Annotated in this window: 13 protein-coding genes; 4 read left to right on the top strand and 9 right to left on the bottom strand. The window is 49.4% G+C overall.

From position 1 onward, the window contains the following. Positions 1–8: 8 nt before the first annotated feature. On the bottom strand, positions 9–2759 hold the full coding sequence (locus JK154_RS10615; protein WP_249215860.1) for a LuxR C-terminal-related transcriptional regulator: 2751 nt from the start codon (positions 2757–2759) through the stop codon (positions 9–11). Between the two features lie 204 nt (positions 2760–2963). Here JK154_RS10615 and JK154_RS10610 point away from each other — a divergent pair, with 204 nt between their 5' ends. Together JK154_RS10610 and JK154_RS10605 are read left to right on the top strand one after the other, a co-directional pair. Continuing rightward, positions 2964–3743, top strand: coding sequence for an acetoin reductase (locus tag JK154_RS10610; RefSeq protein WP_211992512.1), 780 nt, complete (start codon positions 2964–2966; stop codon positions 3741–3743). A 184-nt stretch (positions 3744–3927) separates the two neighbouring features. Continuing rightward, positions 3928–4638: a GNAT family N-acetyltransferase gene (locus tag JK154_RS10605; protein WP_211992511.1), complete on the top strand. Its 711-nt coding sequence runs from the start codon at positions 3928–3930 to the stop codon at positions 4636–4638. Positions 4639–4892: 254 nt separating this feature from the next. On the opposite strand, the gene JK154_RS10600 is transcribed toward JK154_RS10605, so the two are convergent. Next, the gene (locus JK154_RS10600; RefSeq protein ID WP_211992510.1) at positions 4893–5753 is read right to left on the bottom strand and encodes a hypothetical protein; all 861 of its coding nucleotides are present in this window, start codon (positions 5751–5753) and stop codon (positions 4893–4895) included. A gap of 143 nt (positions 5754–5896) precedes the next feature. On the opposite strand from JK154_RS10600, the gene JK154_RS10595 reads away from it, so the two are divergent. Beyond that, complete coding sequence (locus JK154_RS10595) at positions 5897–6565, top strand: hypothetical protein (RefSeq protein ID WP_211992509.1); 669 nt, start codon at positions 5897–5899, stop codon at positions 6563–6565. After that, positions 6562–7515: a hypothetical protein gene (locus JK154_RS10590; protein WP_211992508.1), complete on the top strand. Its 954-nt coding sequence runs from the start codon at positions 6562–6564 to the stop codon at positions 7513–7515. The genes JK154_RS10595 and JK154_RS10590 overlap by 4 nt, the downstream gene beginning before the upstream one ends. Positions 7516–7590: 75 nt before the next feature. Here JK154_RS10590 and ggt read toward each other — a convergent pair whose 3' ends face one another. From ggt to JK154_RS10555, 7 genes are read right to left on the bottom strand one after another with little or no spacing between them, the layout of a single operon-like run. Beyond that, positions 7591–9213, bottom strand: coding sequence for a gamma-glutamyltransferase (gene ggt / locus JK154_RS10585; RefSeq protein WP_211992507.1), 1623 nt, complete (start codon positions 9211–9213; stop codon positions 7591–7593). Further along, entirely contained in the window at positions 9210–10733 is a 1524-nt protein-coding gene (locus tag JK154_RS10580; protein ID WP_211992506.1) for a class I adenylate-forming enzyme family protein, read from the bottom strand. The genes ggt and JK154_RS10580 overlap by 4 nt, the downstream gene beginning before the upstream one ends. Continuing rightward, positions 10726–11496 (bottom strand): VOC family protein, encoded by a 771-nt coding sequence (locus JK154_RS10575; protein ID WP_211992505.1) that lies wholly within the window; start codon positions 11494–11496, stop codon positions 10726–10728. The genes JK154_RS10580 and JK154_RS10575 overlap by 8 nt, the downstream gene beginning before the upstream one ends. Then, a complete protein-coding gene (locus tag JK154_RS10570) occupies positions 11493–11903 on the bottom strand; it encodes a PaaI family thioesterase (RefSeq protein WP_211992504.1) in 411 nt (136 codons plus the stop codon). Before JK154_RS10570 ends, JK154_RS10575 begins: the two co-directional genes overlap by 4 nt. A gap of 14 nt (positions 11904–11917) precedes the next feature. After that, complete coding sequence (locus tag JK154_RS10565; protein WP_211992503.1) at positions 11918–12922, bottom strand: zinc-binding dehydrogenase; 1005 nt, start codon at positions 12920–12922, stop codon at positions 11918–11920. Positions 12923–12938: 16 nt separating this feature from the next. Beyond that, positions 12939–13916 (bottom strand): ABC transporter substrate-binding protein, encoded by a 978-nt coding sequence (locus JK154_RS10560; protein WP_211992502.1) that lies wholly within the window; start codon positions 13914–13916, stop codon positions 12939–12941. Between the two features lie 25 nt (positions 13917–13941). Continuing rightward, positions 13942–14709: an ABC transporter permease gene (locus tag JK154_RS10555; protein ID WP_211992501.1), complete on the bottom strand. Its 768-nt coding sequence runs from the start codon at positions 14707–14709 to the stop codon at positions 13942–13944.

Below are 14709 nucleotides of genomic sequence, written 5' to 3'. Positions count from 1 at the left end.
AATAATTTTTAACTCAGTAATTTTAATTTACGCGCCTGATTAACTGCCTGGGTACGGTTATTTGCCTGCAGCTTTTCATACAAATGCTTCAAGTGCCATTTTACTGTTTCGGTCGAAATCCCCAGAGAACGGGCAATACTTTTATTCGGATGGCCTTCTGCTATCAGATGTAACGTCTGGTGTTCACGTTCTGTTAATTTTAATTGTGGGGCTTCAATAGGCTTTGGCGGGATATTCATTTCAGTTGCAGCAAGCAGCGACCTGATCTGATGAATGACATAAGTAAACGTATCTTGTGGTGTTTGCTGATCGTGCAGATGATTGAGCAGTAAAAAGAGTTCTGGGCCCATATCAAGCAGGCTGCGTAACAAGTTTTGCTGTACTGCCCATTGCAGTGCTGGCTTGCAGACTGACGCTGCCAGATCTTTCTGATCAGCACGCCACAGCGCAATGGACAGCAAAAGTCTTGAATAGACGGCTGAGAGCCATTCACCACAATGTTCCTGCGCATTGACCAGGGGATAAAGTCGTTCAGCGGCGGCAAAGTCGTCGTGCATGGCCAGCATAAAACGGCTTTGACTTAAGACCCAATAGCCATCAATGAAGCTGTTTTGGTCGGCATGACTCTGTTGGGCGAGTTGTTGCAACTGGTGTAGTAAATTCTCGGCTCGACTCTTGTTGCCTGTCTTAAGAGCCAGAGTCAGACGTTCAGCGAGCAGAGGTGCCAAAGCCCGTGTCCATCCGCGCTGTGCTGCTAATTGTTCGGCATGAATTAACAATGACTCTGAATCATCGTATTCACCCCTGAGCAGTGCTTGCCTGGCAAGAACTATATAGCAACGGCTTAACCCCTCAGGTGGTGAAAAATCGTCAATCATCTTAAGGCGAGGTCTGAGTAGATCATCTATACGTTCGACTTCTCCATGCTCCCACGCAATAGCCGCTAAGATGGGAGCCAGCGTCGCACCACTGCTGGTATTCGCATCACTATAAGGTTCGGCATAATGCAGTGTCTGGCTTGTCAGATACTGGGCTTCTTGTAAATTTCCCTGCCGGAGATGCCCCTGTGCCAGGACAAAAGCACGGTAGACGTTGACGAACATATTGCGGCTTTCTTCATGGTTTCCCGCAACATATAGCTGAACGTCCAACGCCTGTTGAGGGCGTAATGCCGCCAGATGGCAGAAACTGAGGATATTACACACCAGCCCATCTACCCAAACATCTCCACAGGGGATCTCTTGTAGTAGAGGCTCAACGATCTTGATACTGCCAGATATATTGTCAGCAAAGGCTTCGCAAATCCCCCGCACTACGCGTAACTTAACCCATGTACTGTGGGGGAGCGGTTTGTCATTTTTAGTCACCCAGACTTCAATGGTATCCAGCAGCTGATGCGCATCATTAAAACGAAAACGGTGTGCCAGCGCCCATGCAAGATTGAGTTGTAATTCAATTTGTGACGTCCCCAAATGTACAGGAAAATGGTGGCGCCAGCGCACCATGGTTTCTATATCACCTTCTTCTGCAAGATACTGGGCACTGACTTCAGCATGGTGGGCTATGGGTTTACCCGCCGCCAGAGCATGGCGCACTGCCTCTGGCCATTGTTGTTCTGCAGCAAACCAGTGACTTGCTCTTTCATGTAGCTGGTTAATATAAAGCCGGGGACTCTGTTGCAGACGGCTGAACAGGGCGTCACGGATTAAGGGATGATAACGGAACCAAAAATTACTCTCATCCACGGCGGTGATAAACAGGTTATTCCGCGCTATCCAGCCCAGCATTTCTGCACCATTATTCTGTCCGGTGACCGCGTTACACAGGCCGGGTGTCAGACGATTCAGTATCGACGTTTGCATCAGAAATGAGAAAACTTCCGCAGGGAGTGGCGAGAACACGACCTCTTCCAGATAGCGGGTGAGCGTCTGAGAGCGCACATTTAATTCTTTGGCAAGGTATTGAGTATCGGGACGGCGCTCTGTTGCTAAGGCTGCTATTTTCATCCCTGCAATCCAGCCTTCAGTCATTGTGACAAGGTGCTGAATATCCCATTTATGCACAGGTATTGTCATGGCATGGGTAATATAGTTCTGGGCTTCTGCAAGACTGAAGCGTAGTTCGCCATCACCAATCTCGATTAACTGCTCCTGCATCTGCAAACGGCTCAATTCAAATTTCGGGCGACAACGACTACCGATAATGATGTGCAGGGAAGGGGGGGCATGGTTTAACAAATAGCTCATGCCATTATTAATCTCAGAATGGTAGATATTCTGATAGTCATCAATCACAAGGTATATCGGGTGCGGGCAGTAATGTAGCTGATTGATTAATTCAATCAGAAACAAGGACAGGGCATCGGGCTGTTCACGGATGTCAGCGTCGGAAAAGGTTGAACTCCAGCCCTGATATAACGGACGTAATACGTCAAGGAGATAATAAGCAAATAACCGGGGGGCATTGTCACTTTTTTCCAGACTCAGCCAGCCAATGGCATCACCTTGTTGCTGGCGTTGCTGGTACCACTGCGTTAAAAGTGTGGTTTTACCAAAACCAGCGGCTGCACAGATCAGGGTCAGGCTTGCTGTTTCGGCACGGTTCAGGCACTGCAATAGCCGACCGCGTTCGTACAACACTTCAGGTAAACGAGGTGGGATGCCTTTACTTAGCAGAAGCTGTGAACCTGGTGTCATGCTTGCACGTTCGTCCTGCACGTGGGTGACAGAAGAACCCTTTATCATCGGCAAAGAAAACATCCCGCTACTCCTTTCAATACTACTGGTTTTTGGAGCAGTCAAAATCAATAAAGTGACAGCCTGTTTTACCCAATTCGTGCTCTACCAGACAGTATACCCCCCATAAGGGGGGTAGGCTATCTGGAGCGACACTTATAGAGTAATACCCATATAAAGCCGAAGCTTAATACCAAATATTTAATCAGAATGAGGTGAATACAGATTATGGCTATCGAAAATAAAGTTGCTTTAGTTACAGGTGCCGGGCAGGGAATCGGACGCGGTATTGCATTACGTCTGGCTAAAGACGGTGCCTCTCTGATGCTGGTTGATATGAATGCGGAAGCACTGGAATCTGTGGCACAAGAAGTCAGGGCTCTGGGACGCAAGGCGGCGACTTTTGTTGCTAATATCGCAGATCGGGCACAAGTTTATGAGGCCATCGAACAGGCTGAAAAACAGTTAGGTGGGTTTGATATCATCGTTAATAACGCCGGTATTGCTCAGGTTAATGCTCTGGCTGATGTAACCCCTGAAGAAGTGGATCGCATTATGCGTATCAACGTTCAGGGTACGCTTTGGGGTATTCAGGCAGCGGCAAAAAAATTCATCGAACGGGAACAAAAAGGCAAAATTATCAATGCCTGTTCCATCGCCGGACACGATGGTTTCGCGATGCTGGGTATCTACTCAGCCACTAAATTTGCAGTACGTGCCCTGACACAAGCCGCCGCAAAAGAGTACGCGAGCCGTGGCATTACCGTGAATGCTTATTGTCCAGGTATCGTCGGTACCGGTATGTGGACTGAAATTGACAAACGATTCTCCGAAGTTACTGGTGCACCAATCGGTGAAACCTATAAGAAATTTGTTGAAGGTATTGCACTGGGCCGTCCTGAAACACCTGACGATGTGGCTGGTCTGGTCTCTTATCTGGCAGGCCCGGATTCAGACTATGTTACCGGCCAGGCGATCCTGATTGATGGTGGTCTGGTGTATCGTTAATCGATTACTGGATCTGTTCCACAGGTAACATGTGTTTTGAGCCGCCCTGATATAAGGCGGCTTATTTCTTTCAGCTGTTTTGCTTTTTCTGTATTAATTCCCTTTCTTTTTTACGATGGTATAACTGAACGTTCTGCTGACGGGGTTATCCATTCACATCTTGTTTGGGGAACATTGATCCGTCATGCTTCAAGGAAGCATCACCCTGAACGGGTTATTGGCGGCAGGGAAAATACCAACATTTAAACAACTGGATGATAAGAAGGCGATATCTATGAGTGAGCAGCAGTCTGTTTTACCCTTTGGTTATTCTGACCTTGCCCCTGGTTTTATCGCCACCGTCGTCACGCATCTTGAGATGTATGATAAGCCCACGACAGAACCAGTCAAATTCCCGGAAGGGATAACCATTGAACCCTTAACTTCCCCAACACCGGCTGATTATCGAAAATTGTACCGTGCGGTGGGTGCTGAATGGTTATGGTCTTCACGGCTCCTGATGCCAGACACTGAGCTACTCACCATTCTTAACCGAAAGAGTGTCGATATTTACGTGGTATGTGACAAAGGGGAGGATATTGGTTTACTGGAACTTGATTTTAGTGAGTCAGAAGAGTGTGAACTGGTATATTTTGGGCTGGTGGGTAGAGCGACGGGCAAAGGATTAGGCAAAGCGCTGATGTCTGAGGCCATTGAACGGGCCTGGGCGCGGCCCATCAAACGTTTTTGGGTTCATACCTGTACTTTTGATAGCCCGGGTGCATTACGATTTTATATTCGTACGGGGTTTAAACCCTATGCTTTTCAGGTTGAGGTTCAGGCTGATCCACGATTGGCTGGTATTTTACCTGCAGATGTTGCCCCTCATGTTCCCTTAATAAACGCTTCCAGATAGGCAAGTCTTTACATTCCCCCCCTGAAATCATGGTGGAAGGGCTGATGCGAGCACCTCTGAAACCCATATTTATAGTCAGGCAACCGCATGACTATCTGGGGAATCATATTAGCCATCTAATAAATAAAAGTTGTCACCAGTTACCTGTGCGAGGAGTAGGTAACTGGTCGTATAAGACTATATCTAATAGAGATTATTGAGATCATAAAAACCAGAAGGTTAATACCTCGGCAATAACCTCTTTAGTTAAGGTCTTAGTCAGCTAAATACTCATTAATAACTTCACCATTATAAAGTAGCTGTACTTTTATTAATTTTGAGAATACAGCAGTCAATGGGATTCTGTTACTTACACCATCGTTCCCTACATAATTAGAACTATTGGCTTCCATGAAGTATTTTACACTTAATTTCTTACTTTCCTTATCATCGGAAACATATTTCGAGATTTTTCTGGCGATTGACTCATCTGTGACAGGCATGAAAATCAGGCTTTCATAACCACCCGGAATACCTACCTCACAGTTACTTGTCTCACCGTATCCATTTCTTGAATCGAAAGAATATCTTTTATATTCACCGGAGCCACCACTCGGGGAGAATAGTAAGATCTGAAAGCCGGGTTTCCCTTCATTTTTTGCACTGCCGCGAGAAACATGCGGCTCATTTGCGTCAATGTATTGGGTGAGCATAACGTGGGTAAGTTTTCTATCGTCATTAGGAATGGTGACACTGAAGAGTTTATTAACCTTTTCCGATGACTGGAGATTAGCAATTTCGCCGCTTAAACTCTTTATATAATCAGCACGTTCAAAATGATCTTTTTTCTGGGAAAGCTCTTGAGGTTTTATCAAGAAGGCATAGCTTTCATCCGGAGATTTTTCTGCAACTTCCGTATATAAGTTCAGGCATTTTAACCCACTATCAAGCTGTGTAAAATCTGAATCTTTGTACGTGCGAGGCGCGACTTCAGCTGCTTTTTTTGTTACTTCAGCCTGAGAGGCCTGATCGTTTTTTGCACTGCTGGCGTTGTTGTTGCTATCATTATTATCACAACCAGACATAATTAATGATGCCGTTACTACTGCAATTAACGAGAGCTTTTTATTTTTCAAAATGAATACCTTTCCATATAGATTGCATTGCGATGCATCATTAATAATACGTGGTTTTCATTTGATACGGAAGGTATGAAGCGTTATAACCTCCTGATACGAAATTATTATTGGTATTAACCTCTGGAATCGGTCTACTCAAGATGAAAAATATCGATTTTGCCCGAGATGATGGTGATCTTTATCCATTATTACTGCAAGCCACAGAAGAAGAAAAAGCCTTTCTGGCGGAAATACTCTCGGGTAAACATTCCTCCTCTATTCGTTGCACTGAACGCTGCCCGTTAAAGTTAACTATGGAACTCCAGAGTATGGGGGGAGACAGTGTCATGAACCTGTTACGCAGGCGTGGTGTTCGGTATCGACAAATTGTCACCGATGTCGCCAATAAAGTGGCGGTAAAATATACTCCAGACGATCTTTTGATGAAAACGGAAGAGAAAATCGCCGAAAAGGTCATTGCCGATTATAAAAATAAGCTCTCTGAGACTGAACGTAGTGAATTTGAAAAAATTCTTCGGGAGACTCTGGCTGACCAAAAACGTCGTATGGGGGTTAATCATGTGGCAGCGCGAGGTGTGGGTGGCATGGCCCCGGCCTTGTTGGCTGTTGGCGGTTTTATTCTTCAGAGAGGGGCTATTGCAGCTATTCCTGTGGTAGGGCAATTTTTAGGGGTATTGGCGGGGGTTATTGGCATCATTTTCGCTTTTACTGGAACAGCCTATAGCGTTACGGTACCCGCGGTTCTGGTGGTTGGCAGTATTCGCGCCCGATTGATGGCAGAACAATTTTCTTCGGAGATCAATTTATGAGCCTCTCTCCATTACTGGAACGAGCATTACCCCTTGATCCTGAAATTATTGATGGTATTGCATCTGGGGCATTACGCATTTTTGGCGGAACACTGCGCGATGCCGGGGGGCGTATTGTCAAACATCTGGTCTTTCCTGGTAATGGGGGCGTGGGGATGTCAGAAGTGATTAAGCAGGAGCTCAGTCGTTCCGTTAACCAGGTGCAACAAGATGTGATAGGGCAGTTAGCCCAGCAGGCGATGTTACTCTCGGCTGTGAATCTTCTCTCGACACGGCAGACGAATGACACGCTTGGGAAGCAGCTTGAGGCATTAGGAGGGCAAATCGATACCCTTGACCAAAAAACGACGTCTATTTTGGAAGCCGTAAGATTCAGTCAGTTAATGCAGTTCAGTGACATCAAGAGCAAAGCGTTGGCCAGTATTGAAGAGGCCATCTATGCTTGCCAGCAGCAAACCGACCCTCGTTTTATTCGCCTGCATATTGTCCCTCTACGGCGGGTTGTCAGTGATCTGGATACATTGTTAACCAGCTTGCTATCAGACCTCAGTAATAGACAGCTTATTGAGAATATTCACTTCACGATGCTGACGGCTGACTTGAAAAATAAGGCTGTTTTTGTTCTTGGACAAACCCATATTCGCCTGGCTGAGGATGATATCGCCAGGGGGTATTTTGTTCGTAACGAGGCTTCTAACGCACGGCTGCGTCAGCGACTGGTGACGCTGAAAACAACCGGGGCATTTAGTCCGCATATTCTGAGCCGGGAGTCGCTGGAGCGGCTGAAAGCGGACGTGGAAAATTTTAAACAGCTGGAGTCCCAGTCCGGGTTACTGATGACACAGAATCAGCTGGCGATGGTGCTAAACATGCCAAGTCGCTCTTTACTGGATAACGAATTATTGCAGATAAAAATGCTTGAACCCGTCCCGGGTTATACCGATGACTGAAATGGCTCTGGCCTTGATGAAAGATCAATAGCCACGGGGCCAGCGTCTGCCCACTAATGGCTATCAGGCGGAATGTTAAAAACCCAATGCTTGCCCATCCCGGCGACTGTCGCTGGCGGCAATATAGCCATGATTGGTATTGTCTGAAAGCCGCCAGATAAATTGCCCGGCACCAAAGTCCATATAGGGATCATTGACTGTTTTCAGCTGGTGCCCACGCTGTTGTAGCTGGTGGGCGACTTCCGGGCTAAAGCGGCTTTCCAGATCGAGAGTAAAATCACGGTTAACCTTCCAGCGTGGGGCATCGCAAGCGGCTTGTGGCTGCTGATGAAAATCGAGCATGCGCACCAGTGTTTGAACATGCCCCTGGGGCTGCATATCTCCTCCCATTACCCCAAAACTCATTTGTGGCTGACCTCCTTTCGTCAGGAAGGCAGGAATAATGGTATGGAAAGGACGCTTGCCAGGGGAAACAACATTGGCAGATTTGGGATCACCAGAGAAACCCGCCCCACGGTTTTGTAAACTGATACCATAGCCAGGTACCACGATACCGGAGCCGAATCCCATGTAGTTAGACTGGATAAACGACACCATCATGCCATGTTCATCAGCCGTGGTGAGATAAACTGTCCCACCACTACGGGGCATGCCTGCACTGGGCAGACGAGCCCGGGTAAAATCAATTTTTGCTGCTCGCTGTTGTAAATAGTGTTTATCCAGCATCTGTTCTGGGGTGATGTCCATGGCGCCCGGGTCAGCCACATATTGATAAACATCAGCAAAAGCCAGTTTCATGGCTTCAATTTGCAAGTGCTGAACATCAATTCCGTCCAGCGCCATACTGGCAACATCAAACTGCTCCAGAATACCCAAGGCAATGAGTGCCGCAATGCCCTGGCCGTTAGGTGGGATTTCATGTACCTCATAACCACGGTATTGCTGGCTAATAGGCTTCACCCATTCAGGCCGCCAGGCACGCAGATCCTCAAGAGTCAAAGCCCCCCCCGTTTTCTGTGCCCACTGAATAATGGCTTCTGCTATCTCTCCTTCATAAAACGCTCTGGCTCCCTGGTCCGCTAACAGGCGCAAGGTTCTGGCCGCAGCAGAGAAGTGGAACAGCTCCCCGGTTTGTGGTGCCCGTCCATCAGGCATAAAAGCTTCCGCAAAGCCCGGTTGTTCCGCCAGGATGGGTACGGCGGCTTGCCATTTTTTTGCCACCATAGGGGCGAGCGTCACACCCCGTTCAGCAATGTCAATCGCACTGTGCAGTAAACGTGAGAAGGGCAGTTTCCCAAAACGAGTATGCAGTGCTTCCCATCCTGCGACCGCCCCTGGAATGGTGACACTATCCCACCCGCGTTCGGGACGTTTCACCCTGCCTTGTGCATCCTCCCCATAACGACGACGGAAATAGCTAAGATCCCAGGCATTCGGCGCAGGACCTGAGGCATTCAGGCCGTGCAGCTCCCCGTCAGCCCACACCAGCGCAAAAGCATCGCTCCCCAATCCATTGGATACCGGCTCAACAATCGTGAGCGTTGCGGCACTGGCTATTGCGGCATCAACGGCATTTCCCCCTTCAAGCAGGATGCGGTTACCGGCTTGTGCTGCCAGTGGATGGGAGGTTGCGACCAGGTTACGCGCGAACACTGGAGTACGGGGAGTAAGATAAGGGTTATGCCAGTTAAAGGTCATGATGGCTCTCTTTGTTGAAGACGTTGTTCAGCCCGATGTCGTAATTCCCGGCGATCAACCTTGTTGGTCCCGGCCAGGGGGAAGCTGTCTGTAAACCAGATATGGCGTGGGTGGAGATAAGCCGGGCCATATTCCAGAGCCCATTGTTTCAGGCCTTGAGTGCTGATTTTTTCCCCTGATTTGGGAATAATCCAGGCGACGGGCTTATGCCCTTTAATAGCATCTTCAACCCCAATCACGCAGGCTTGTTGCACTTGTGGGTGGCGCTCCAGGAGCTTTTCCACCTCTCCCGGCCAGATATTTTCCCCACCGCAGACAAACATGTCATCGTGACGTCCGATGAACCAGAAGAAGCCCTGGGCATCACGTCGAAAAACATCGCCCGTGATATACCAGCCATCATCGGTAAACGGGGGACGTACATCTGGTCTTTGATGATAGCCTTGCATCAATGCGGGGCTTTTCAGTTCCAGTACCCCTTCGTCCCCCAGTAAACCATGCGAATTGCGCAGGCGAACACTGACCCCAGGGTGGGGATACCCTTGGGCGCCCTCCGGTGTTGTCAGGTCTTGTGGATGCCCGGCAAATACCACAGGTCCCCCTTCGGTTGTGCCATAGGCATTGATGATCCGTACCTGTGGCAACCATTGATGAAGTAACTGGTACAGACTATTACTGACAGGAGCAGAACCCATGCGAATGACCCGAACTGAAGAGAGGTCATGTTTTTCCAGCAGCGCCTTATCTTGTAAAATCATGGCCAGCATGGGGGGAACCGCGGTGAGCCAGGAACAGCGATGACGACTGATGGCCGCCACATACGCTTCTGCTTCAAACTGTGGCAGCAAAATGGTTGTCACCTGACTTGCGAGTGTTAACAGGGCTAAAGCCAGTGCATTCATATGGTAGAATGGGGCCGCAATCAACACCCTTTCATGGTGCAGTTCCTGGGCTGATCGTCGGGTTTCTACGACCCAACGATGGCTACTATGAGTAAGACGTACCCCTTTTGGTATCCCCGTTGATCCAGACGTGTAGAGCAGCAAAGCGAGATCTTGTGGATCGGGATCGAAGCAGGAAAAGGATCCCGTTTGTGGTGGATGGATAAATTCACGACCAAAAGAGATCTGTGGGCATGTGGTATGAACACGGGAAAGTTGATCCTCATCACCCAGTAGTAGTTGGCTGTCGCTGTCCGCAAGAATGTGTTCAATGGTTGCTGCCGGAAAGCGAAAATTTATCGGGACGGCGACCAGTCCGGCACGCATGATACCCAACAGGCTGACAATATAATCAATGGAGTTGCGTGCCAGAATAGCGACTCGTGAGCCTATGGGCCAGGCAAACTGCTGTAAACTTAAGCCAAACGCATCTGCTCGTTGGTTGAGTTGTTCAAAGGTGATGGCCTGTTCTTGCCCGTCCGGCTGCGGGGTAATAAAAGCCACTTGTTGACTGTGATGCAGGGCCGTGCGAAATGCCCCGAGATTACCGGATTGGATAGTGGATAAGAGATCAGACATGATTAAACTCCAGCACCAGTGTAAGCGCAGGAATCGCAACCCGTAGCGTTCCTGCTTTATAGTCCAGGGGCAAGCCAAGGCGGTTTGCTGCCGCCATAACGGGGACAACATCCCGACCTGCAACAGTCACCGAAGCGAAACGGCTATCCCGATCATCTGCCAGTGGCAGTAAAGCGCCATACTTGTCTTGCCACTCTGAATAGCTGATGACATGCAGTAAATCCAGCGTCCCCAGACGGGCATAGGCAGATTGGGTTGTCGCCACGTCACGGGCAACGATGGTCAGTGCTTGAATGCTACCAGGTTGCAACCATTCATCCCGCCACACCCATTCGGGGGTGTGATGCTGGCAAAAATAGATCCGTCCAGCACTGAAGCTCCCTGGCGCCAGGCGCAAGGTCGTGAAACGTGCCTCACCTTTTTGCGTGCCGCTGATCACTTCACGTGAAAAATGTTGTACGGGCTGCAGGTTAAATCCGGCAAGGGTAAGCGCTTGCTCAGTCTCTTCAGGGTGGTTACTGGCTAACACCAGCCCGTCTATGCCGGGGGGGCTATCCAGTAACTCTCGGCGTAATGGCTCTCCCTGGTCTGGTAAACCAATAAGTTCCAGATAGTGATCAGAAAACATGATCAGATGGTTAACGGAACCCAGGCTGTGGTATCCCTTAGGGGTTAAGGTAAAGCCGAGCGTCCGGAACAGATTTGCGCTGTCATCCAGCGCAAAGTGACTGTTGATAACCACATGATCCAACGAGAGGATCATGCCGCCCCCTGATCTGCTGGTGTGGCGTACAGGCCACGGCCACTGGCAATTAAGCGATCTTCACCGTCATAGATCCAGGCTTCAGCACTGGATGCCAGTTTGCCGCGCTTAATAACCTTCGCTTTTATGGTTAACTCCCCGCGAGCCGGGCGATGATAGTCGACATGCAGGTTGAGTGTGGGCACACCTTTGCCGGTCCAGGCCACTAATGCCCAGTCTGCCGCAAGGTCTATCAGTGTTGCCAAAATCCCACCATGAATGTAGCCCCCAGCCGGATTGACCACAAACTCCTCCCTAAAAGGAACAACTAAGGTTAGCTCTCCCTCACTGGCGTGCTGAACCTTCAGGCCTAACCAACGATGGTAAGGGCCTTGTAATAGTTTTTGTTCAATATCCTGGGCGTTCATATTCTGCTCCTGTATTAGGGGGTGACCACGACTTTGCCAAGCACTTCTCGATCCTGAATCAGGCGTAAACCATCAACAGCCTGTTCAAGGGGGAGTACACGGTCAATCAGGGGGGTAATTTGTCCTTCAGCAACCATGGCAATCAGGGCGGTCAGATCGTCCTCATAGAAACTATTGGATCCTTTGATATTCAGTTCAAAGCTCCAGATATAACGCAGATCTTCTTTGGGGTCATAGCCTGCGGTTGCACCGCAGACCAATAATGTGCCGCCACGCTTCAGACATTTGAGTGAGGGACGCCAAGTCTCCCCGCCGGTAAAGTTGATAATCACGTCCACACCGCCTTCATACGTTCGGCGTTGTGGCTTACCATATTTTCCGATAGCCCAGCGGGCAAAATCCTGCTCGCGGTAGTTGACCACATGGTCCGCCCCTAGCTTCAGAAGTGCGGCCGCTTTTTCATCACTGCCAGCACAGGCAATCACTTCTGCGCCCAAGTGTTTGGCAAGGACGACACAAGCGGTGCCAACCCCACCACTGGCCCCCAGTATCAGCACGCGATCTCCAGCCTTGATGGTGTTATGGGTAATCAGCATGCGGTGTGCAGTGCCATAAGCCACCGGCAGTGCCGCAGCCTGTTCCAGAGTTACCGTATCGGGTAGGGCAATAAGCTGGCGGGCATCCACCAGGGCATACTCTGCCATACCACCATCAGCCATTTCTCCCATCAGGCCGACACCAGGCTTCAGTGGGTTAACCAGCACACGATCGCCCACATTCCAGCCGCTGACATCCTCCCCGATATTTTCAATCGTACCCGCGAGATCCAGCCCTGGAACCACTGGCAGAGGGATGGTGATGCCGGGCATCCCCTGGACGGTGAACACATCGTGATAGTTAAATGCAGAGGCACCAACACGGATGACAACATGGCCCGGTTGTACTGATGGTTTGGTTTTTTCGTTATCAAGGATGAGTTGTTCAAGCCCACCATGTTGCGGTAACACCAGTGCTTTCATTATTCATATCTCCAGGTTATTTCAGGTTTTTTGAGGCAATCCAGGGACGGGTATCGAACAGGTTGTTGTTTAATTCACCTTTAATCGTACCGCTACTTAATAGCACGGCATGTTCACGCTTTAAGGAGTCGATATCTGCAGGTTCAAATGACATTTGGTTCATTTTGTCCCAGAGGCCCACATAGGCCCGGGCTTGATCTTCAGGGAGGTTAGCTTTCGCTTTAAGGATATCGACAACTTGATCAGGGTGGGCGCGTCCCCAGTCGAGGGTATCCCCCAATGCGGCAACCACTTTGCCGACGGTTTCAGGATGTTTATCAACCAGTTCACTACGCACTGTTCCGACCCCGATATAGGGCACGGCATCACTGTGGGTCAGTTTTTTCCACTCATCGGCATAAGTACCAATAATGCGCAGTTTCAGCTCGGGTAACTGCTTAATCGTCAGTGTGCGTAAGGCTGCTGCATCCACTTGTTTTTGTGCCAGGAACTGTGACAGTCGTGACTCATTACCACCGATCAATGAGAATTCATTCGGGGCAATACCGGCATTTTCTTGTAGTAAAGTGGTGCCAATGACCGCAACAGAGGAACCGGCAGGGGACATGCCCACTTTTTTTCCTTTCAGCTGGGACAGAGTGGTAATTGGGGAGTCTTCAGGAACCACAAAAGAGACATCAGCAGGTTGTGTTGCTGAGAATATTTTTACCGGAACGCCTTCTGCGGCGATACTGAACACGCCAGCCACTGGTGCACCAAAAGCAAGATCAATGGAGCCAGCCGCCAGGGCTTTTAGCGGAGCATTAACGTCTGGGAAGTGAACAAATTCCGCATCGACGCCCCGTTTTTTAAGAAAGTCCTGGCTCTCGAGTACAGCGCCGTAACCCAGGCTTACGCCCGAGGTCCAGTAGCCAATACGTACTTTATCCTGTGCCATACTGAGCTGTGGCAACAGACCTGCCAGCAGTGCTAAAACAACAAGTCGTTTTTTCATGAGATTATCCTGGGTCAATGGGAGGTTAAGAGCGTTTTTTCCAGCGAAATAAATGGCGTTCCAGTGGCTTGAGTAAACAGCCTTCCAGCAGCAACATCAGTGAGACCAGCAACAGTGTCCAGGCAAAGACTTGGCTGGTTTGTACCAGGTCTCCCGCCTGGCGTAGGCGGTAGCCAATGCCGTCGGATGATCCCAGTGTTTCTGCCACCAGAGAGACTCGCCAGCCAAAACCAAACGCCAGGCGAGCCCCGGAAAAAAAATAGGGAAGAATAGTGGGGAGATAAATTTTGCGCAGCGTTTGCCAGCGGCTCATACGGAAACTGCGTGCTAGCTCAACATACTGGGCATCAACATTCTGCGCCCCCTGCCAGACGTTAGTCAGAATCAGTGGCATGGCGGTCATGAACACCACAAAAATGGTAGTAGCGTCAGAGATACCAAACCAGATAATGGCAAAGATGGCCCAAATAGCGGATGACACGGTGTTGAAGACCGCCAGTAAGGGTTCACAGAAACGGGCGATGGTTTGACTGGCGCCGAGTATCAGGCCAGACAGGGTGCCCACCAATGCAGCCAGCACAAAACCAGACAGTACCCTGCTAAAGGTGATGCCGACGTCGTGCAATAAGTTTCCCCCCTGCCAGAGGGCGACCAGTGCCTGCCAGGTACTGACCGGGCCGGGCAATATAAAGGCAGGTAAATGCTGTGATGCTTGCCACCAGGCCACAAAAAAAATAACCAATAGGGTAATTCTTTGTAGAATCAAACTGATAGGGCGTGAAATGTGTTTCAT

Origin of the sequence: Citrobacter sp. JGM124, assembly GCF_018257795.1 — a bacterium.
Lineage (GTDB): Bacteria > Pseudomonadota > Gammaproteobacteria > Enterobacterales > Enterobacteriaceae > JGM124.
Note: the sequence above shows the minus strand (reverse complement) of the source record. Positions and strands in the feature narration are given on the sequence as shown.

What these genes read in the sequence shown, in the direction of transcription:
- JK154_RS10590 (WP_211992508.1), top strand. Translation starts at nt 6,562, where the DNA reads ATGAGCCTCTCTCCATTACTGGAACGAGCATTACCCCTTGATCCTGAA.
- JK154_RS10565 (WP_211992503.1), bottom strand. Translation starts at nt 12,922, where the DNA reads ATGAAAGCACTGGTGTTACCGCAACATGGTGGGCTTGAACAACTCATC.
- JK154_RS10595 (WP_211992509.1), top strand. Translation starts at nt 5,897, where the DNA reads ATGAAAAATATCGATTTTGCCCGAGATGATGGTGATCTTTATCCATTA.
- ggt (WP_211992507.1), bottom strand. Translation starts at nt 9,213, where the DNA reads ATGACCTTTAACTGGCATAACCCTTATCTTACTCCCCGTACTCCAGTG.
- JK154_RS10610 (WP_211992512.1), top strand. Translation starts at nt 2,964, where the DNA reads ATGGCTATCGAAAATAAAGTTGCTTTAGTTACAGGTGCCGGGCAGGGA.
- JK154_RS10580 (WP_211992506.1), bottom strand. Translation starts at nt 10,733, where the DNA reads ATGTCTGATCTCTTATCCACTATCCAATCCGGTAATCTCGGGGCATTT.
- JK154_RS10570 (WP_211992504.1), bottom strand. Translation starts at nt 11,903, where the DNA reads ATGAACGCCCAGGATATTGAACAAAAACTATTACAAGGCCCTTACCAT.
- JK154_RS10575 (WP_211992505.1), bottom strand. Translation starts at nt 11,496, where the DNA reads ATGATCCTCTCGTTGGATCATGTGGTTATCAACAGTCACTTTGCGCTG.
- JK154_RS10605 (WP_211992511.1), top strand. Translation starts at nt 3,928, where the DNA reads ATGCTTCAAGGAAGCATCACCCTGAACGGGTTATTGGCGGCAGGGAAA.
- JK154_RS10555 (WP_211992501.1), bottom strand. Translation starts at nt 14,709, where the DNA reads ATGAAACACATTTCACGCCCTATCAGTTTGATTCTACAAAGAATTACC.
- JK154_RS10560 (WP_211992502.1), bottom strand. Translation starts at nt 13,916, where the DNA reads ATGAAAAAACGACTTGTTGTTTTAGCACTGCTGGCAGGTCTGTTGCCA.
- JK154_RS10615 (WP_249215860.1), bottom strand. Translation starts at nt 2,759, where the DNA reads ATGTTTTCTTTGCCGATGATAAAGGGTTCTTCTGTCACCCACGTGCAG.